At 64.0% G+C, this 16,307-nt stretch carries 12 protein-coding genes; 4 read left to right on the top strand and 8 right to left on the bottom strand.

The genetic code is table 11. The features are described from left to right. Positions 1-14 precede the first annotated feature (14 nt). From DXV50_RS01690 to rpsA, 4 genes are all read right to left on the bottom strand, one after another. A complete protein-coding gene (locus tag DXV50_RS01690) occupies positions 15-971 on the bottom strand; it encodes an ABC transporter permease (RefSeq protein WP_117204495.1) in 957 nt (318 codons plus the stop codon). Continuing rightward, on the bottom strand, positions 971-1,906 hold the full coding sequence (locus DXV50_RS01685; protein ID WP_117204494.1) for an ABC transporter permease: 936 nt from the start codon (positions 1,904-1,906) through the stop codon (positions 971-973). The genes DXV50_RS01690 and DXV50_RS01685 overlap by 1 nt, the downstream gene beginning before the upstream one ends. Positions 1,907-2,035: 129 nt before the next feature. After that, complete coding sequence (locus tag DXV50_RS01680) at positions 2,036-3,664, bottom strand: ABC transporter substrate-binding protein (RefSeq protein WP_117204493.1); 1,629 nt, start codon at positions 3,662-3,664, stop codon at positions 2,036-2,038. A 266-nt stretch (positions 3,665-3,930) separates the two neighbouring features. Beyond that, entirely contained in the window at positions 3,931-5,109 is a 1,179-nt protein-coding gene (gene rpsA, locus DXV50_RS01675) for a 30S ribosomal protein S1 (protein ID WP_117204492.1), read from the bottom strand. Positions 5,110-5,344: 235 nt separating this feature from the next. Between rpsA and DXV50_RS01670 the strand changes: the two genes are divergently transcribed. Continuing rightward, on the top strand, positions 5,345-6,067 hold the full coding sequence (locus tag DXV50_RS01670) for an HAD family hydrolase (protein WP_117204491.1): 723 nt from the start codon (positions 5,345-5,347) through the stop codon (positions 6,065-6,067). Positions 6,068-6,078: 11 nt separating this feature from the next. Here the strand turns inward: DXV50_RS01670 and DXV50_RS01665 are convergent, their stop codons facing one another. Together DXV50_RS01665 and DXV50_RS01660 are read right to left on the bottom strand one after the other, a co-directional pair. Then, a complete protein-coding gene (locus DXV50_RS01665) occupies positions 6,079-6,486 on the bottom strand; it encodes a heavy-metal-associated domain-containing protein (RefSeq protein ID WP_117204490.1) in 408 nt (135 codons plus the stop codon). 187 nt (positions 6,487-6,673) lie between these two features. Further along, positions 6,674-8,764: a glutamine synthetase III family protein gene (locus DXV50_RS01660; RefSeq protein WP_117204489.1), complete on the bottom strand. Its 2,091-nt coding sequence runs from the start codon at positions 8,762-8,764 to the stop codon at positions 6,674-6,676. Positions 8,765-9,030: 266 nt separating this feature from the next. Here DXV50_RS01660 and DXV50_RS01655 point away from each other — a divergent pair, with 266 nt between their 5' ends. The 3 genes from DXV50_RS01655 to DXV50_RS01645 are packed head-to-tail and all read left to right on the top strand — an operon-like array spanning position 9,031 to position 13,605. Continuing rightward, the gene (locus DXV50_RS01655) at positions 9,031-9,543 is read left to right on the top strand and encodes a MarR family winged helix-turn-helix transcriptional regulator (RefSeq protein ID WP_117204488.1); all 513 of its coding nucleotides are present in this window, start codon (positions 9,031-9,033) and stop codon (positions 9,541-9,543) included. Further along, entirely contained in the window at positions 9,521-11,743 is a 2,223-nt protein-coding gene (locus DXV50_RS01650) for an ABC transporter ATP-binding protein (RefSeq protein WP_117204487.1), read from the top strand. The genes DXV50_RS01655 and DXV50_RS01650 overlap by 23 nt, the downstream gene beginning before the upstream one ends. After that, positions 11,743-13,605 (top strand): ABC transporter ATP-binding protein, encoded by a 1,863-nt coding sequence (locus DXV50_RS01645; RefSeq protein ID WP_117204486.1) that lies wholly within the window; start codon positions 11,743-11,745, stop codon positions 13,603-13,605. The genes DXV50_RS01650 and DXV50_RS01645 overlap by 1 nt, the downstream gene beginning before the upstream one ends. A gap of 288 nt (positions 13,606-13,893) precedes the next feature. Here DXV50_RS01645 and DXV50_RS01640 read toward each other — a convergent pair whose 3' ends face one another. Together DXV50_RS01640 and DXV50_RS01635 are read right to left on the bottom strand one after the other, a co-directional pair. Continuing rightward, positions 13,894-14,916 (bottom strand): hypothetical protein, encoded by a 1,023-nt coding sequence (locus tag DXV50_RS01640; protein ID WP_117204485.1) that lies wholly within the window; start codon positions 14,914-14,916, stop codon positions 13,894-13,896. Positions 14,917-15,323: 407 nt separating this feature from the next. Then, a complete protein-coding gene (locus tag DXV50_RS01635; protein ID WP_157966949.1) occupies positions 15,324-16,283 on the bottom strand; it encodes a polysaccharide deacetylase family protein in 960 nt (319 codons plus the stop codon). Between the last annotated feature and the right edge of the window lie 24 nt (positions 16,284-16,307).

Genomic DNA, 16,307 nt, shown 5'->3' with positions numbered 1-16,307 from the left:
TCTTCTCCCCTCCCCTAGGAACGCATCTTGGGATCGAGCGCGTCACGAAGCGCGTCACCCAGGAGGTTGAAGGCCATGACCGTGATGATGATGGCAACGCCGGGGATGATGCTGTAGTACGTGCAGGTCTGGATGTAGGGCTGGGCGGCAGAGATCATCTGGCCCCAGGAGGACATCGGCGGCTGGACGCCCAGGCCCAGGAAGGACAGGGACGCCTCGGACAGGATGGCGTTGGGGATGCCCAGCGTGGACACGACGATGAGCGTGGAGACGCAGTTGGGCAGCAGGTGCTTCAGGATGATGCGCATGGGCTTGCCGCCAGACAGGATGCAGCTCTGGATGTACTCGGAGCCCTTGAGGCGCATGACGTCGCCACGCACCAGACGCGCCGTGGAGGTCCAGCCCAGAAGGCCCAGCGCCACGTAGAGGTTGATGAGGCCCGGCCCCATGGCAAACATCACGACGATGGCGAAGAGCAGGAACGGGAAGCTGGAGAACACCTGGATCACAAAGGAGATGACGGCGTCGATCTTGCCGCCAAAGTAGCCGGCCAAAACGCCCGCGGCAAATCCGATGAGAAGGGCGATGGCCTGGGAGATCACGCCGACGGACAGGCTGATGCGGCAGCCGTAGATGACGCGGGAGAGGATGTCTCGGCCAAACTCGTCGGTGCCGAAGATGTGGGCGCCGCCGGGGTTCTGGAACATGTTGGTGATCTCTTGGGCGTCCGGGTCATAGGGCGCCAGGACGGGCGCGAAGATGGCCACCAGGCACAGCAGGGCGACCACGATGAGGCAGAACATGCCGAGCTTGTTCTTCTTGAAGATGTTCCAGGAGACGGCCCAGTAGCTCTGGGCGCGCTTCTTGCCGGTCTTGGCCTTCTCGTCGGCGATGGCGGCGGCAGCGTCGGCCGCGACGCGCTCCGTCTTTTGGACCTTGGAGTCGTTCTTGTCGCTAGAAAGCAGTCCCATTACTCCGCGGCCTCCTCTCCGAGTCGGATGCGCGGGTCAACGACGGCGTAGAGGATGTCGACGACGAGGTAGACCACGACGCAGATGAGTGCGATGTACATGACGCCGCCCTGAATGAGGGGCAGGTCGCGGGCGTTGATGGCGTCAAGCAGGAGCTTGCCCATGCCCGGCATGGCAAAGATGGACTCGATGAGAATGGAGCCCGTGAAGATGTCACCCAGCTGCGTGCCCGCGATGGTGATGATGGGGATGAGGGCGTTGCGCAGGCCGTGCTTCAGGATGATGACCCACTTCTTGACGCCCTTGGCCTCGGCGGTGCGCATGAAGTCCTGCGAGAGGACCTCGAGCATGGAGGTGCGGGTGACGCGGGCGATGGACGCCGCGTAGCGGATGCCCAAGGCGCACGTGGGAAGCACGAAGGCCTGCCAGGTCTTGATGCCGGAGAGCGGGAACCACTTGAGGGTCAGCGCAAAGACGATCTGCAGGATGACGGCCATCCAGAAGGCGGGCGCGGAGATGCCGAAGATGGAGAGGGACATCAGCACGCGGTCGGCGACGCGGCCGTGGTTGACGGCGGCGACGACGCCCACGGTGAGGCCCAGGATGAGGGCGAAGATGTAGGCGAAGCCGGCGAGCTTGACCGTGGTGCCAAAGGCGTTGCCCATGAGGTCGACGACGGCCTTGCGCTGCGTGTAGGACGTTCCGAAGTCGCCGTGGAGCATGTTGCCAAGCCAGTTGGCAAACTGCTCGAGCACGGGCTTGTTCAGGCCCATCTGCTCGCGGATGCGCTGAATGGTGGCCTCGTCGGCCATGTCGCCCACCATGACGCGCACGGGGTCACCCGGCACGATGTTGAGCACGAAGAACGTGATGGCCGAGATGGCGAAGATGACGCCGATGGCCAACAAGATCCTCTTGATGAGATAGTCTCTCATCCACCTACTCCTTTCTTACGTGGCGCGGTACGCGCACTCCCCGTTGCGCCACGCCCCTCAAACTCGGGAACGTCCCGACGGCCATAACCGGCGTCGGGACGTCCCGGATAACGCTTTCTAGGCTACCCCTTAAGCGGTCTTGTAGTCCGGATCAGAGGTGTCGATGTCAAGGTCGAACATATGGTAAATGAGGTTGCCGACCTTGGCGTTCTTGACGTAGCTCTTGGCCGCGAAGGAGTTCTTGGGCCAGAACAGCGGGATGGTGGCAAAGTCCTCGTGGCAGATGATGTGGTCGGCCTCCTTGTAGAGGGAAGCGCGCTCGTCCTTGTCCTGGGAGACGCGGGCGTCAGCCAGGAGCTTGTCAACCTCGGGGTTGTTGTAGAAGGAGGACTTGCCCTTGGCGTTGGCGCTGTAGAAGTACGTGTACAAGTGGTTGTCGCCGTCGGCGTAGAGCGGGAACCAGCCGAGGGCAGTGACCTCGAGATTGCCGTCGGCCCAGTCGGACTGCCAGACGCCGGTGTCCTCGACGGTGAGGTTGAGGGTGACGCCAATCTCGGCCCAGTAGGACTGGATGACGGTCATGTACTTCTCGTACTGGCCCTTGCGGATCTTGCAGTCAAGGGTGAGGTTGGAGACGCCGGCCTCGGCCAGGAGCTGCTTGGCCTTCTCGGGGTCGTAGTCGAGGGTGGCGGAGTCGTCGTGGCCCGGGGTGGCAGGAGCCAGCCAGCAGCCAGCGGGCACGCCGGCGCCGGACAGGGTGTTGTCGATGAGGGCCTGACGGTCGATGGCCAGGGAGAGGGCCTCGCGGACCTTGACGTCCTTGAGCTTGTCGCTCTGGAGGTTGAGGTTCACAAAGTGGACGCCCAGGGTGTTGTACAGGGTTATGCAGTCCTTGACGTCGGGGTCGTTGGAGTACTGGGTCAGCATGTCGGCGGAGACGTCGCACCAGTCAATGTCGCCGTTCTTGAAGGCCAACAGCTTGGTGTTGTTGTCGTCGTAGTAGATGATGTCGATCTCATCGAGGGCAGGCTCGCCGTCGTGGTACTCAGCGAACTTCTCGAACTTGACCTCGGTGGCGTCATCGTTCTCGACGACCTTGTACTTGCCGGTGCCAACGCAGTTGGTGCCCCAGCCCCACTGGTCGCCAGCCTCCTCGCAAGCCTTCTGCGGGTAGATCTGGGCGTAGCTGATGCCCAGGTTGTTGATGAAGGTGACCATCGGGGACTCGAGGACGAAGGTGAAGTGGGTGTCGTCCTCGACGGTGAGGCCCTCGAGCTCGGTGGCGGTGCCGGCGAGCATGTCCTTGGCGCCCTTGATGAGGTCGTACATGTAGGTGGACTTGGCAGCGGTCTCAGGCTTGAACATGCGCTCAAACGTGTACTTGACGTCGTTGGCGGTCAGCGTGGAGCCGTCGTGGCACTTGATGCCCTCCTTGAGGGTGCAGTGCAGGGTGACGCCGTCGTCCTCGAAGGTCGGGATCTCGGTCAGCAGGCACGGGACGAGCTCGTTGTCCTCGGTCCAGCGAAGGGGAGCCTCGAAGACGCAGTCAGAGACGGAGGAGGAGCCGGAGTTGGTGGACTTCTGCATGTCCAGGCCGAGCTTGGCGTTGGACTGGCCGAAGCGCAGGACCTTCTTCTTCTCGCCACCGTCGGTGGTGGAGGAGTCGGAGCCACCGCAGGCGGCCATGGAAAGCATCGTCGCGGCGGAGCCGGCAACGGCGGCGCCCTTGACGAAGTTACGGCGGGTGAGGTTAGTCATTTGACTTGCCTTTCTCTTCTCCCTATTTGACGCGCGTCCCTTTCGCGCGGCCGTTGGACAGCACATGTATGAGAATCCCCCGGCTCAAGGTAGTATCCGCGATGCTCCCGTTCTGCCTGCGTCTTTTAACCTCGCTTAACAAAAGCAAAGCGTTGGAAACCTTTTGGGGAGAAAAACACACCGTTCATGCAAGTCTGGACACAAAAAGGGCCGCCCCTGATTGGGACGGCCCTTGAACCTGCTTGGTGCTGGGAGCCTGAAGGAGGTTACTCCTCGACGGTCTCCTCGGCAGCCTCAGCCGGCTTCTCGGACTCGGGGAGAGGCTTGACCTCAACCTCGGTGCCGAGGGTCTCGGCGGCGGCCTTCATGGACAGGGAGATGCGACGACGGTCGAGGTCGATCTCCATGACCTTCACCTGGACGGTGTCGCCCACGGTGCAGACCTGGGAAGGCTGGTCGACGTGCTGCTTGGCCATCTCGGAGATGTGGACCAGGCCCTCGACGCCGTCACCAAGGTCGACGAAGGCGCCGAAGGTGACGAGCTTGGTGACCTTGCCCTCGACGATGGCGTCAACGGGATACTTCTTGACGAGGGTGCGCCAAGGATCCTCGGTGGTCTGCTTGAGACCGAGGGAGATGCGCTCGCGGTTCAGATCGACGTCGAGCACCTGGACCTCGACCTCCTGGCCGACCTTGACGACCTCGGAGGGGTGGTTGACGTGGTTCCAGGAGAGCTCGGAGATGTGAACCAGGCCGTCGATGCCGCCGAGGTCCACGAAGGCACCGAAGTCAACGATGGAGGAGACGGTGCCCTTGAGGCGCATGCCGACCTTGAGCTTGGAGAGGATCTCCTGGCGCTCGGCCTTGCGGGCCTCCTCGAGCACGACGCGGCGGGAGAGGACGACGTTGTTGCGGTTGCGGTCCATCTCGATGACGCGGGCCTCGATGCGGGTGCCCATGTAGGCGTTGAGGTCCTTGACGCGACGGAGGTCGACGAGGGAGGCGGGCAGGAAGCCGCGCAGGCCGATGTCGAGAATCAGGCCGCCCTTGACGACCTCGATGACCTCGCCCTCGACGGTCTCGCCGGAGTTGAACTTCTCCTCGACGGCGTTCCAGGCGCGCTCGTACTCGGCACGCTTCTTGGAGAGGACGAGACGGCCCTCCTTGTCCTCCTTCTGGAGAACCAGAGCCTCGATCTCGTCGTTCATGGCAACGACGTCAGCCGGGTTGACATCCTTGCGGATGGAGAGCTCGCGGGAAGGAATGACGCCCTCGGACTTGTAGCCGATGTCAAGCAGGACCTCGTCGCGCTCGATCTTGACGACGGTGCCGGTGACAAGATCGCCCTCATCAAAGTCGGTGACGGTGCCGTCGATGAGGTTGTTCATCTCCTCGTCGGAAATGTCATCCAACGCAAAGATGGACGAGTTCTGAATCTCACTCAAAGGTGGACCCCTTTCGAACAACGGGGCCCCGGTCGTCATGGTCGCTGCCTGCAGTGCCGTGTGGCGTCTACTCGGAAACTTGCATGCTCTCGGGGGCCGACAGATACGTTTGTGCGGACCCTATGCCCACACGCGTTCTAGAGTAACGTTATGGGTACGCTCTTTTCAAGGTTCGCTTTTGTGTTTTTTGTCCTTCTTCGCAGGTACTTCGCATGTTGGGAAAGGTGGCCCGCACGTGATTCGCGCCGTTCTCTTTGACTTGGACAACACCCTCCTGAGCCTCAACCTCACCGCGTTTCTCGCCCGGTACGTAAACGGGGCGTCAGGGCTGCTGTGCCGGGCAAGCGGCAAGGTGCGCGTGAACATCATGGCTGCCTACGCCCGGGCCTGGCTTGCTGTGGAGGCGGAGACGCGCCGAGACAGGCTCACCAACGAGCAGCTCATCAACAAGATCGTCTTCGAGCAGACGGGGATTCCCCTGGACGACCCGGCCATCGCGGACATGATCTGCTGCTACGAGCGCACCGTGGTGCCGCGCATGGGTGGCGGCATCGTGCGCGCCCAGCCCATGCCCGGGGCGCACGAGGCCGTCGACTGCGTCCATGACCTGGGGCTTGTCTGCGCGCTGGCAACCAACCCGGTGGTCTCGCGCGCCTGCGACGTCGCGCGCCTGCACTGGGCGGGCTTTGACGAGGACGACTTTGCCCTCATCTCCTGCGCCGAGAACAGCACGCGATCAAAGCCATGGGCCGGCTACTACGAGGAGTTCTGCGGCAAGCTCGGCGTGGCTCCCGACGAGTGCCTCATGGTTGGAAACGACGCCCGGCGCGACTTTGCCCACCCCGAGTGCGGCCTGCGCACCATCTACGTGGGTCACGCCCGCCCCAAGCGCGCCATCTGGAGCGGCCGCATGTCCGACCTCGCGCCGGCCCTCCCCCGCCTCATCGCCACCAGTTAATAGGGACGTTGTTATTTACCTGTTACCTGGCGGAAGGAGACGAGGCGGTAGCCGGCCTGCTCGACGACCTGGCGGCAGGCCTGCTCGGTGAGGGGCGCCTTGGAGCATACGTGGGCGTGGCCGCCGGCAAGCTCGACGGTGGCCCAGGCGCCGTCGAGGGAGTCCAGGGCGTTTGCCACCGCGGCCACGCAGCGCTCGCAGGACATGCCGCCTATGCCGAGCTCGGCCGAGTAGGGGTAGTGGGACTCGTCCTTGTCGGCAACCTCGACGGCAGGGAAGCTGCACCCACCGGAGGCCGCGCCCTTCTTGGCGCCGCTGCAGCAGTCGCGCGTTCCCCTGGTGGTACCCACCAGGCGCACGACCGCCACGACGACAATGACGGCAACGACCGCGATGATGGCAATGTCTGCTGGACCCATTGGTTTCTCCCCTAGTAGTTAGCCTCGGCTTACTGCAAGCAGTATACCCCTAGGGGGTTTACGCGTGGCAACCTGTCCCCCTTTTGCGCAAAAACGAACACGTCCCCAATTTGAGAGGCGGGCGGCGAGAAGAACGCGCTTCTCGCCGCCCGCAGGGGGTCGTGCTATGGACTATGGGGCCGTGGGGCTACACCCAGAAGAGCAGGCTGTTGTAGCTGGGGACGGGCCAGTAGTCGGCGCCACAGATCTTCTCCATGGCGTCGACGGAGGCGCGCAGGTGTTCCATGCTCGGGATGACCGAGTCGCGGTAGGCGTCGCACTGGGCCTGCGGGTCCTCGATGGCGCGGGCGTCGGCGTTGTTGGACTCGAGGTCAGCCGTGGCCTCGTAGATGGCGTTGATGCCGTTGGTCAGGGTCTTGACGAGCTCCTTCTCGGCCGTGGCCTCGATGCCCAGCTCGGCCTTGGTGGCAACGCTCGTGGCAATGTCGCCGGAGTAGTCGAAGAGGGCGGGCAGGTAGAGGGAGCGGGCCATGTAGACCATGGTGTTGGCCTCGATGTTGAGCAGCTTGGAGTACTGCTCGGCCTTGGAGACGTAGCGGGCGTGGACCTCGGCCTCGTTGAGGACGCCGTACTTGTCGAAGAAGGCGACGTTCTCGGGCTTGACCATGGTGGGCAGGGCGTCCGGCGTGGTCTTGAGGTTGGGCAGGCCGCGGCGCTCGGCCTCCTGCTCCCACTCCTCGGAGTAGCCGTTGCCCTCGAAGATGATGCGGTGGTGATCCTTGAGCGTCTGCTTGACCCAGGCCAGGGCGCAGGCGGTGAACTCGTCGCCGGTCTTGCCGGCCATGGCGCAGGCGAACTCGTCGCACTGCTCGGCCACGGCGGTGTTCAGTACCACGTTGGGGTCGGACAGGTTCTGCTGGGAGCCGCACATGCGGAACTCGAACTTGTTGCCGGTGAAGGCGAAGGGAGACGTGCGGTTGCGGTCCGTGGTGTCCTGCAGGACCGTGGGCAGGGAGGGAACGCCCAGGTCGATGCGGGTGCGGCCGTGAGCCTCGGTGGCCTCGTCATGGATGAGGGCCTCGACGATCTCGTCCAGCTCATCACCCAGGAAGACGGAGACAATGGCCGGGGGCGCCTCGTTGGCGCCCAGACGGTGGTCGTTGCCGGCGGAGGCGACGCTCATGCGCAGCAGGTCGGCGTGGGTGTCGACGGCGGCGATGAGGGCGGCCAGGAAGACGAGGAACTGCAGGTTCTCGTTGGGCTGGGCGCCAGGCTCGAGCAGGTTCTTGCCGTCGGCGCAGATGGACCAGTTGTTGTGCTTGCCGGAGCCGTTGACGTAGTCGAAGGGCTTCTCGTGCTCGAGGCAGGCCAGGCCGTGGTGGGTGGCCAGGAGCTTGAGCTTCTCCATGGTCAGGAGGTTGTCGTCAATGGCAAGGGAGCCCTGCTCGAAGATGGGGGCGAGCTCGTGCTGGCCGGGGGCGACCTCGTTGTGCTTGGTCTTGGCGGGGACGCCGAGCTTCCAGAGCTCGTCGTCGACCTCCTTCATGAAGGCGTTGACCGTCGGGCGGATGGCGCCGAAGTAGTGCTCCTCGAGCTCCTGGCCCTTGACCGGCTCGCAGCCAAAGAGCGTGCGGCCACACATGATGAGGTCCGGGCGCTTCTGGAAGTCCTCCTCCTTGATGAGGAAGTACTCCTGCTCGGGGCCGACGGTGGTCATGACGTGCTTGGCGGGACGGCCGAAGAGCTCCAGCACGCGCTTGGCCTGGCCCTCAAGGGCCACCTGGGAGCGCAGCAGCGGGGTCTTCTTGTCAAGCGCCTCGCCGGTGTAGGAGATGAAGGCCGTGGGGATGCATAGGACCTCGTCTTTGATGAAGGCGGGGCTGGAGGGGTCCCAGGCGGTGTAGCCGCGGGCCTCGAAGGTGGCGCGCAGGCCGCCGGAGGGGAAGGAGGAGGCGTCCGGCTCGCCCTGGATGAGCTCCTTGCCCGAGAACGACATGAGGACGCTGCCGTCGTCCTTGGGCGTGATGAAGCTGTCGTGCTTCTCGGAGGTGATGCCCGTCAGCGGCTGGAACCAGTGCGCGTAGTGCGTCGCGCCCTTCTCCAGCGCCCACTCCTTCATGGCGTGGGCCACCTCGTTGGCGATGCTCAGGTCGAGCTTCTTGCCCTCCTCGATGACCTGCTTGAGCTCCTTGTAGGTAGGCTTGGGAAGCCTCTCCTGCATCACGGCATCCGTGAACAGGAGGCTTCCGTACTCCTCGGTGACCTTGTCCTTGCCCATGTGCGCCTCTTTCCGTCTAGTAGTTTGGCGTGCTTGGCTTACGGGAGAAAACTCTAGTTGCCCATTGTTACACGTCCATTAAGGCCAGGTGTCCCCAGCGAACCACCCAAATTGCAAGAAACGCGTGACATAGAGGCGCACGGCGACCGGACGGTGCCCTTCATCTATGTGAGGGACCCGTGGAGAAGGGCGCGCCACGGGACTAGCGGCACTCTGCCGAGGCAATATCTAACACCGTTATTTGCTTCTAGTATTAGGAGGTTTCAGTGGAAGGGAATTCCGAGGACTTCCGCGCACTGGCGCAGGAGGTCCTGGAGGAGTTCGGGGCGCTCGGCCGCCGCATGGGCTCGAGGATGCAAAACGCCCGCCGCGGAGAGCATGGCGTCATACATGCGCTCGCCTGTTCCGCAAGCCCGCTCACCCCGAGCGAGCTTGCCGCGCTGGGCCACCTCTCCTCCGCCCGCGTGGCCAACGTGCTGCGCTCCCTTGAGGAGAAGGGCCTCGTCACCCGGGAGCACTCCCAGGCCGACCGCCGTCGCGTCACCGTAAGCCTCACCGAGGCCGGACGGGCGGAAGACAAGCGCCACAAGGCGGAGTTCGAGGAGCTGGCCAGCGATTTTCTCGCCCAGCTCGGCGAGAAGGACACCCGGGAGATGCTGCGCATCCTCCGTCGCGTGAACCAGACCATAGACGGCAACCGTGCGGCCCGGCAGGCCGCCGACAAACAAGACCAAGAGAGGAAGGGAGGCCAGCCGCATGAGGATCGTCAAGCTCTTTAAGAACCACGTGCTTGCGCTGGTGTGCGCCGTGGCGCTCATCGTCATCAGCTGCAACGCGGACCTCGCGCTGCCCACCTACATGAGCGAGATCGTGGACGTGGGCATCCAGCAGGGAGGCATAGAGGGCCCGGCGCCCGACACCATCCGCGCCGAGTCCCTGTCTGACCTGGAGCTCTTCATGCCCGAGGACGACATGGCAACCGTCGAGGCCGCCTACTCCGAGCCCGATGCAGAGGGCATCCGCACCTACGTGGGCTCCGAGGCAGACCGCGCCGAGGACGGCGCCGTCAGCGACGCCATCAGCCTGCCCGAGACCGTAGTCCTCTCCCTCGAGCAGGGCGTGGACGCCTCGACCGTGACGGACGGCATGACGGGCACGCTTGACATGCAGACCGTCCGCGGCGCCTGCGAGGCGGGCATCATCCCCAAGGAGAAGCTCGTCGAGGCCGCCAGCGCCATGAGCGACTCCATGGGCAGCATGGGCGGCTCCATCGTCAAGCAGCGCGCCGTCACCTACGTGCAGCAGGAGTACGAGGCCCAGGGCATCAGCCTGACCGACGTGCAGAACTCCTACCTTGCCAGCATGTCGCTCAAGATGTTCGGCCTGTGCGCCGTCTCGCTGGTGGCCACCATCCTCACGGGCGCCGTGGCCTCCCACACTGCCTGCACCATCGCGCGCGACCTGCGCCGCCAGACCTTCGACCGCGTGATGCACTTCTCGCCGGCAGAGGTCGGAAAGTTCAGCCAGGCGTCCCTCATCACGCGCTGCACCAACGACATCCAGCAGATCCAGATGGCGACGACCCTCTTCATCCGCATGGTGCTCATGGCCCCCATCATGGGCGTCGTGGCCGTCATGCGCGTGCTTGCCACCCACACGGGCCTGGAGTGGACCATCGGCGTGGCCGTCATCGCCGTGTGCGCCGTGGTGGGCGTGCTCATGGGCCTCACCATGCCCAAGTTCAAGAAGATGCAGAAGTTCGTGGACCGCGTGAACCTCGTCGCCCGCGAGATGCTCGACGGCGTCATGCCCATCCGCGCCTTTGGCCGCCAGGACCACGAGCTCGAGCGCTTTGACGACGCCTCCCGCGACCTCATGGACACCCAGCTCTTCACCAACCGCGCCATGAGCTTCATGATGCCGCTCATGATGCTGGTCATGAACTGCGTCACCGTGCTTATCGTATGGGCCGGCTCCCACGGCGTCAGCGACGGCGTGATGCAGGTCGGCGACATGATGGCCTTCATCTCCTACACCATGCAGATCGTCATGGCGTTCATGATCCTCACCATGGTCTCCGTCATGCTGCCGCGCGCCGAGGTGGCCGCCGAGCGCGTGGAGGAGGTCCTCTCCACCCAGAGCTCCATCAAGGAGCCCAAGCGCCCGCAGCTTCTCGCCGCCGACGCCCCTCGCGGCGAGCTGGCCTTCAAGAACGTCAGCTTCCAGTACCCCGACGCCCGCGAGGACGTCATCAGCGGCGTGAGCTTCACCGTGCACGCCGGCCAGACGCTGGGCGTCATCGGCTCCACGGGCTGCGGCAAGTCCACGCTCGTGCAGCTCATCCCGCGCCTGTACGACGTCACGGGAGGCAAGGTCACCCTGGACGGCATCGACGTCCGCGACCTTCCCCTCTCCGAGCTGCGCCGCCGCGTGGGCTACGTGCCCCAGCAGGGCATGCTCTTCTCTGGCACCGTGGAGTCCAACCTCAAGTTTGCCGGCGAGTCCGTGACCGACGACGCCATGCGCGAGGCGGCGGCAATCGCCCAGGCCACCGACTTCATCGAGGAGCGCGAGGGCGGCTTTGGCTCCGAGATCAGCCAGGGCGGCGGGAACGTCTCCGGCGGCCAGCGCCAGCGCCTCTCCATCGCGCGCGCCCTGGCCAAGCGCCCCGAGGTCGTGGTCTTTGACGACTCCTTCAGCGCCCTTGACTACAAGACCGACGCCCGCCTGCGCGAGGAGCTCGCACGCACGCAGAAGGAGGCCGCCATCGTGGTGGTGGCCCAGCGCATAGCCACCATCATGCATGCGGACCAGATCGTCGTCCTGGACGACGGCCAGGTGGTGGGCCAGGGCACGCACGAGGAGCTCCTGCGCAGCTGCCCCGCCTACCTGGAGATCGCACAGTCACAGCTTTCCGCCAAGGAGCTCGGCCTCACGCAGGAAGAGATTACGGCGGTCATGGAAGGGGGTAGCCGCTAATGGCAGACGAGAACTCCAAGACCGTCATGCCCAAGCAGCGCCAGCGCGGCCCCATGGGCGGCCGCGGCTTTGGCGGCGGACGCTCCGTCGAGAAGGCCAAGGACTTCAAGGGCACCATGCTGAAGCTGCTGGGCTACGTGGGCCAGCACAAGGTGGCCGTGCTCTTCGGCATTGCCTTTGCCATCTGCTCGGTCATCTTCAACATCGTGGGCCCCAAGGTGCTGGGCCAGGTTACTACCAAGCTCTACGAGGGGCTTGTCGCCAAGGTGAGCGGCACCGGAGCCGTGGACTTTGACTGGATCGGCAAGACCCTGCTGTTCCTGCTCGGCCTCTACCTGGCGAGCTCCGCGTGCAACCTCGTGCAGGGCTGGCTCATGACCGGCGTCACGCAGAAGATCTGCTACCGCATGCGCAAGGAGATCGCCCACAAGATCTCCGTCGTGCCCATGAGCTACTTCAACGGCCACAGCAAGGGAGACGTGCTCAGCCGCATCACCAACGACGTGGACACCCTGGGCCAGTCCCTCAACCAGTCCATCACGCAGCTCATCACCTCGGTCACGCAGATCCTCGGCGTGCTCGTGATGATGCTCTCCATCAGCCTGCCGCTCACCGGCGTGACCGTGCTGACGCTTCCGGCCGCCGCCATCATCATGATGGTCATGATTCACTTCTCGCAGCCGTACTTCCGCGAGCAGCAGCAGGTCCTGGGTGCCGTCAACGGCATCATCGAGGAGGACTTCGCCGGCCAGAACGTCATCCAGGTCTTTGACCGCGCCGACGCCGCCGTGGCCGAGTTCGACGAGAAGAACGACCGCCTCTTCATCTCCGGCTGGAGGTCGCAGTTCCTCTCCGGCCTGATGATGCCGCTCATGTCCCTGGTGGGCAACATGGGCTACGTGGGCGTCGTCGTGGTGGGCGCGCAGCTGGCCCTCACGGGCAACGCCACCCCCGGCGACATCCAGTCCTTCATCCAGTACGTCCGCAACTTCACCCAGCCGGTCCAGCAGCTCGGCAACGTGGGCAACACGCTGCAGTCCATGGCTGCCGCCACCGAGCGCGTCTTTGAGTTTCTCGCTGCGCCGGAGGAGGAGCAGGCGACAGACGCCCAGGTGGCCGAGGAGCGCCCCGGCCTGGTGGAGTTCGACCACGTGCGCTTTGGGTACGTGCCCGGCCAGACCATCATCCACGACTTCAGCTGCGTGGCCGAGCCCGGCCAGACCGTGGCCATCGTGGGTCCGACGGGCGCCGGCAAGACCACGCTCATCAAGCTGCTCCAGCGCTTCTACGACGTGGACGGCGGAAACCTGCGCGTCGAGGGCATCGACGTGCGCGACTGGGACCGCGCGGCGCTGCGCAAGGAGTTTGCCATGGTCCTGCAGGACACGTGGCTGTTCAACGGCACCATCCGCGAGAACATCCGCTACGGCCGCCCCGACGCCACCGACGCCGAGGTCGAGGCCGCAGCCAAGGCCGCGCGCTGCGACCACTTCATCCACACGCTGGCCGACGGCTACGACTTTGTGATCAACGAGGAGGGCACCAACCTCTCCCAGGGCCAGCGCCAGCTCGTAACCATCGCGCGAGCCATCCTGGCCGACCGCCCCGCCCTCATCCTGGACGAGGCCACGTCCAACGTGGACACCCGCACCGAGGAGCTCATCCAGCGCGCCATGGACGAGCTCATGCGCGGCCGCACGAGCTTTGTCATCGCGCACCGCCTGAGCACCATCCGCAACGCCGACGTCATCCTCGTGCTGCGCGACGGCGACATCGTGGAGAAGGGCACCCACGAGGAGCTTCTCGCCAAGGGCGGCTTCTACGCGGAGCTCTACAACTCCCAGTTCGAGGACGCCGCGTAGAGGTTGGGGCCTCATTTGCGCCTCCGTTGCGTTTTGGGTTCGCGATTTTGACCCCAGCCAACAGCGCTCACAACAAAGCCGCAGGTAGAGACCTTGTCTCTCCTGCGGCTTTTCTCTTTGCACCCCGCCCACGAACCCAATTCAGATATCGATTTGGGTTCGCGCTTCGGGAGAGAGGCATCCCGCCGATTAGCGAGCAACTGCTCTACCTGCAGTTTTGCAAATGAGTCTTTGTCGCTTGGCCACAGCGCCGAACCCAAAACGTGAAAATGGCGCCCAGACAGGCGCCTACGCGGAGAGGCGCACCGCGGAATCGTCGGCAAGGCCCAGGGGACGGGCTTTCTCGAGGCGCTGGTAAAGGTCCTCGCGCAGGTTCTTGCCCCAGGCAAGATAGTCCATGCAGATGCCCAGCTCCTCCCCTATCTGGGAAATCAGCCAGTCCATGTAGTCGAGGTCATCGTACTGATCTTTGAAGATCGTGTAGTCCTTTATGCCGTTTGCGGCAAATTCGTTACGCCTGACCTCGTCTTTTTTGACCTGCTCGTCCTGCAGGTGCCAAGCTCCATGGTACTCGAGCGCAACGAACCTCGGCCCCGAGCCTTCTCGAGTACCGCAAAACAGGATGTCCGGCTTTCTCAGCTTGAGCTCCTCGAAGCGCCCGGAGAGCCGCCCAAGCCACATGCTGTGGTTCATCGAGGTAAACTGCATGCCCCACCCGCCCTGGTCGACGGGCGCCTTGATGCGCAGCGCAAGCTTGCTCTCCATCGGCGATCCCGAGTCCGGGGCGACGAGGGGCAGCGCCGCGCCGACCTTCCTCGAGCCATGAGTGGAACCTCTCCTGAGCAGCATTTCGGATATCGCCTCGATGGTTGTCAGTGGCTCTTTTCTCTGCGTCATGCCATAGGAAGAGCCGCAATCAAGCGCATAGGTGCCAACGAGCTCGTAGAGTAACAGGGCAACCTGCTCGACACTAGCTCCCCTTGCCATCTGGAAGGCAATGAGCTCGGGCGCGACGCAGTAGAGGTCCTCGGAGAGGCGCACGAATGCATCGCGGGGGAAGGCGCTTCTCGTCACGTGCTTGTCGGCCAAGGCGGTTGTATGGCTGTTGTTGTCGGTGCGAACGAGAAGATCGAGCGGCATGGGCAGCTCACGCAGAAGGTCGTCGGCTGAGATGATGCGCATGACCTTCTGGTGCCCCGGCAGCTTGGGAGGAACATAGGAGGTTGACTCGCTCCACTCCTTGACCCGGGCGGGGTACCCACGCAGCCTCATGAGCTGCAACGCGCTGGTATGTGAGACAAGAATCGACATGGGAAGAGCCTAGCGGAATCGGCGTCTTCCCGCCGCCGAGACCCTTGCGGCAAGCTTTCAGAACGCTGACGGATGTTTGACAGCAAACGATGATTTAGCAGCTAAACGGTGGTAAATCCATCAGAGTGAATCTCATTTTTTATTTGCTATCTTGATATTGCATACCGTTTGGCGCCAAACGGCGCCCACTGGGCGGCGTTGGAACAACAATTTTGGTACATATCAAGGTATGAATGTTTCTTCGTGCATGAAAGTGCCCCGAACCCAAAACGGATATCGATTTGGGTTCGGGGCTTGAACTTCCGGCTGACATAGGCCCAGGATTGCGCCGGACACGCGCGATTTCCCGAACCCAAAACGCGCGGAGCAAGGCTCTCGGACCCGCCTTCCCGCACGTTTTGGGTTCGCTAGTTATTGATGTGATGGTGTACCACGACGGTCGAGCGGTCGATGGCCTTGCAGACGAAGCCCTGGGACTGATAGTACTCGATGATCTGCGGCAGGGCCTCCACGGTGGTGGTCTTTGCGCCGGAGTCGTGGCAGAGCAAGATCACGTTGGTGAAGCTGCCGTAGGCACAGGAGGACTGCACGATGGTGTCGACGGGCACGTGGTTGCCCGAGGCGTCGCTCGAGCTCACGTTCCAGTCATAGTACTGGTACCCCTTGGCCTGCAGGTCGGAGGCAAGCGCCGTCATGATGCCCGGGCAGTAGGACTCGGACACCGTGTTGGAGACGCCACCGGGGAAGCGCGTGAGGTACGGCACGTAGCCAATCTGCTCCTTGACCACATCCGCCACCTGGGAGAGGTCGCCGAAGAAGGCGTCCTCGGACTGGTAGATGGTGGCGTAGTCATGCGTGTAGGAGTGCATGCCGATGGTGTTGCCGCGGCGGTACGCCTCCGCGATCATCGGGCGATACTCCGGCTCGTGCCCCGTCACAAAGAACGTCGCCTTGGCGCCGTACTTGTCAAGGATGTCCAGGACCTTCTCGGTGTTGGCGGAGGGGCCGTCGTCAAACGTGAGGTAGAGGGTCTTCTCGCCGTTGCTGTGGTCGAGCCAGTCGGTCTGGCGGTTGGGGTCAAGGGCGAGGTCGGCGGCGCGCTCGTCGTCGGAGGGAAGCTGTTGCTCGCCGGAGCTGTCATCGGCGGCGGGAGCCTCCGGCTCCTCGGGCTGCGCCTTGTCGCTCACCACTTCCCTACCGCCTCCGTTGCCCGACGCCGGAGGCGCAGCCGAGAAGGACGCGGACACGGCAACGGCCACGCCGGCGCACACTCCCAGCACCAAGACGGCGACAAGCGCCGCAGCAGCGACGCGCGCCACATGCCCGTCCCTTCCGCGCGGCGTGCCACGGCGGTCGGCTCTTCTCACTGACATTTCCCTTGCTCCAGTTCT

This window comes from Paratractidigestivibacter faecalis, assembly GCF_003416765.1.
Lineage (GTDB): Bacteria > Actinomycetota > Coriobacteriia > Coriobacteriales > Atopobiaceae > Paratractidigestivibacter > Paratractidigestivibacter faecalis.
Note: the sequence above shows the minus strand (reverse complement) of the source record. Positions and strands in the feature narration are given on the sequence as shown.

Coding starts and splice junctions, on each gene's coding strand:
- DXV50_RS01645 (WP_117204486.1), top strand. CDS start 11,743: ATGGCAGACGAGAACTCCAAGACCGTCATGCCCAAGCAGCGCCAGCGC.
- DXV50_RS01685 (WP_117204494.1), bottom strand. CDS start 1,906: ATGAGAGACTATCTCATCAAGAGGATCTTGTTGGCCATCGGCGTCATC.
- DXV50_RS01690 (WP_117204495.1), bottom strand. CDS start 971: ATGGGACTGCTTTCTAGCGACAAGAACGACTCCAAGGTCCAAAAGACG.
- DXV50_RS01650 (WP_117204487.1), top strand. CDS start 9,521: ATGAGGATCGTCAAGCTCTTTAAGAACCACGTGCTTGCGCTGGTGTGC.
- DXV50_RS01680 (WP_117204493.1), bottom strand. CDS start 3,664: ATGACTAACCTCACCCGCCGTAACTTCGTCAAGGGCGCCGCCGTTGCC.
- DXV50_RS01660 (WP_117204489.1), bottom strand. CDS start 8,764: ATGGGCAAGGACAAGGTCACCGAGGAGTACGGAAGCCTCCTGTTCACG.
- DXV50_RS01665 (WP_117204490.1), bottom strand. CDS start 6,486: ATGGGTCCAGCAGACATTGCCATCATCGCGGTCGTTGCCGTCATTGTC.
- DXV50_RS01640 (WP_117204485.1), bottom strand. CDS start 14,916: ATGTCGATTCTTGTCTCACATACCAGCGCGTTGCAGCTCATGAGGCTG.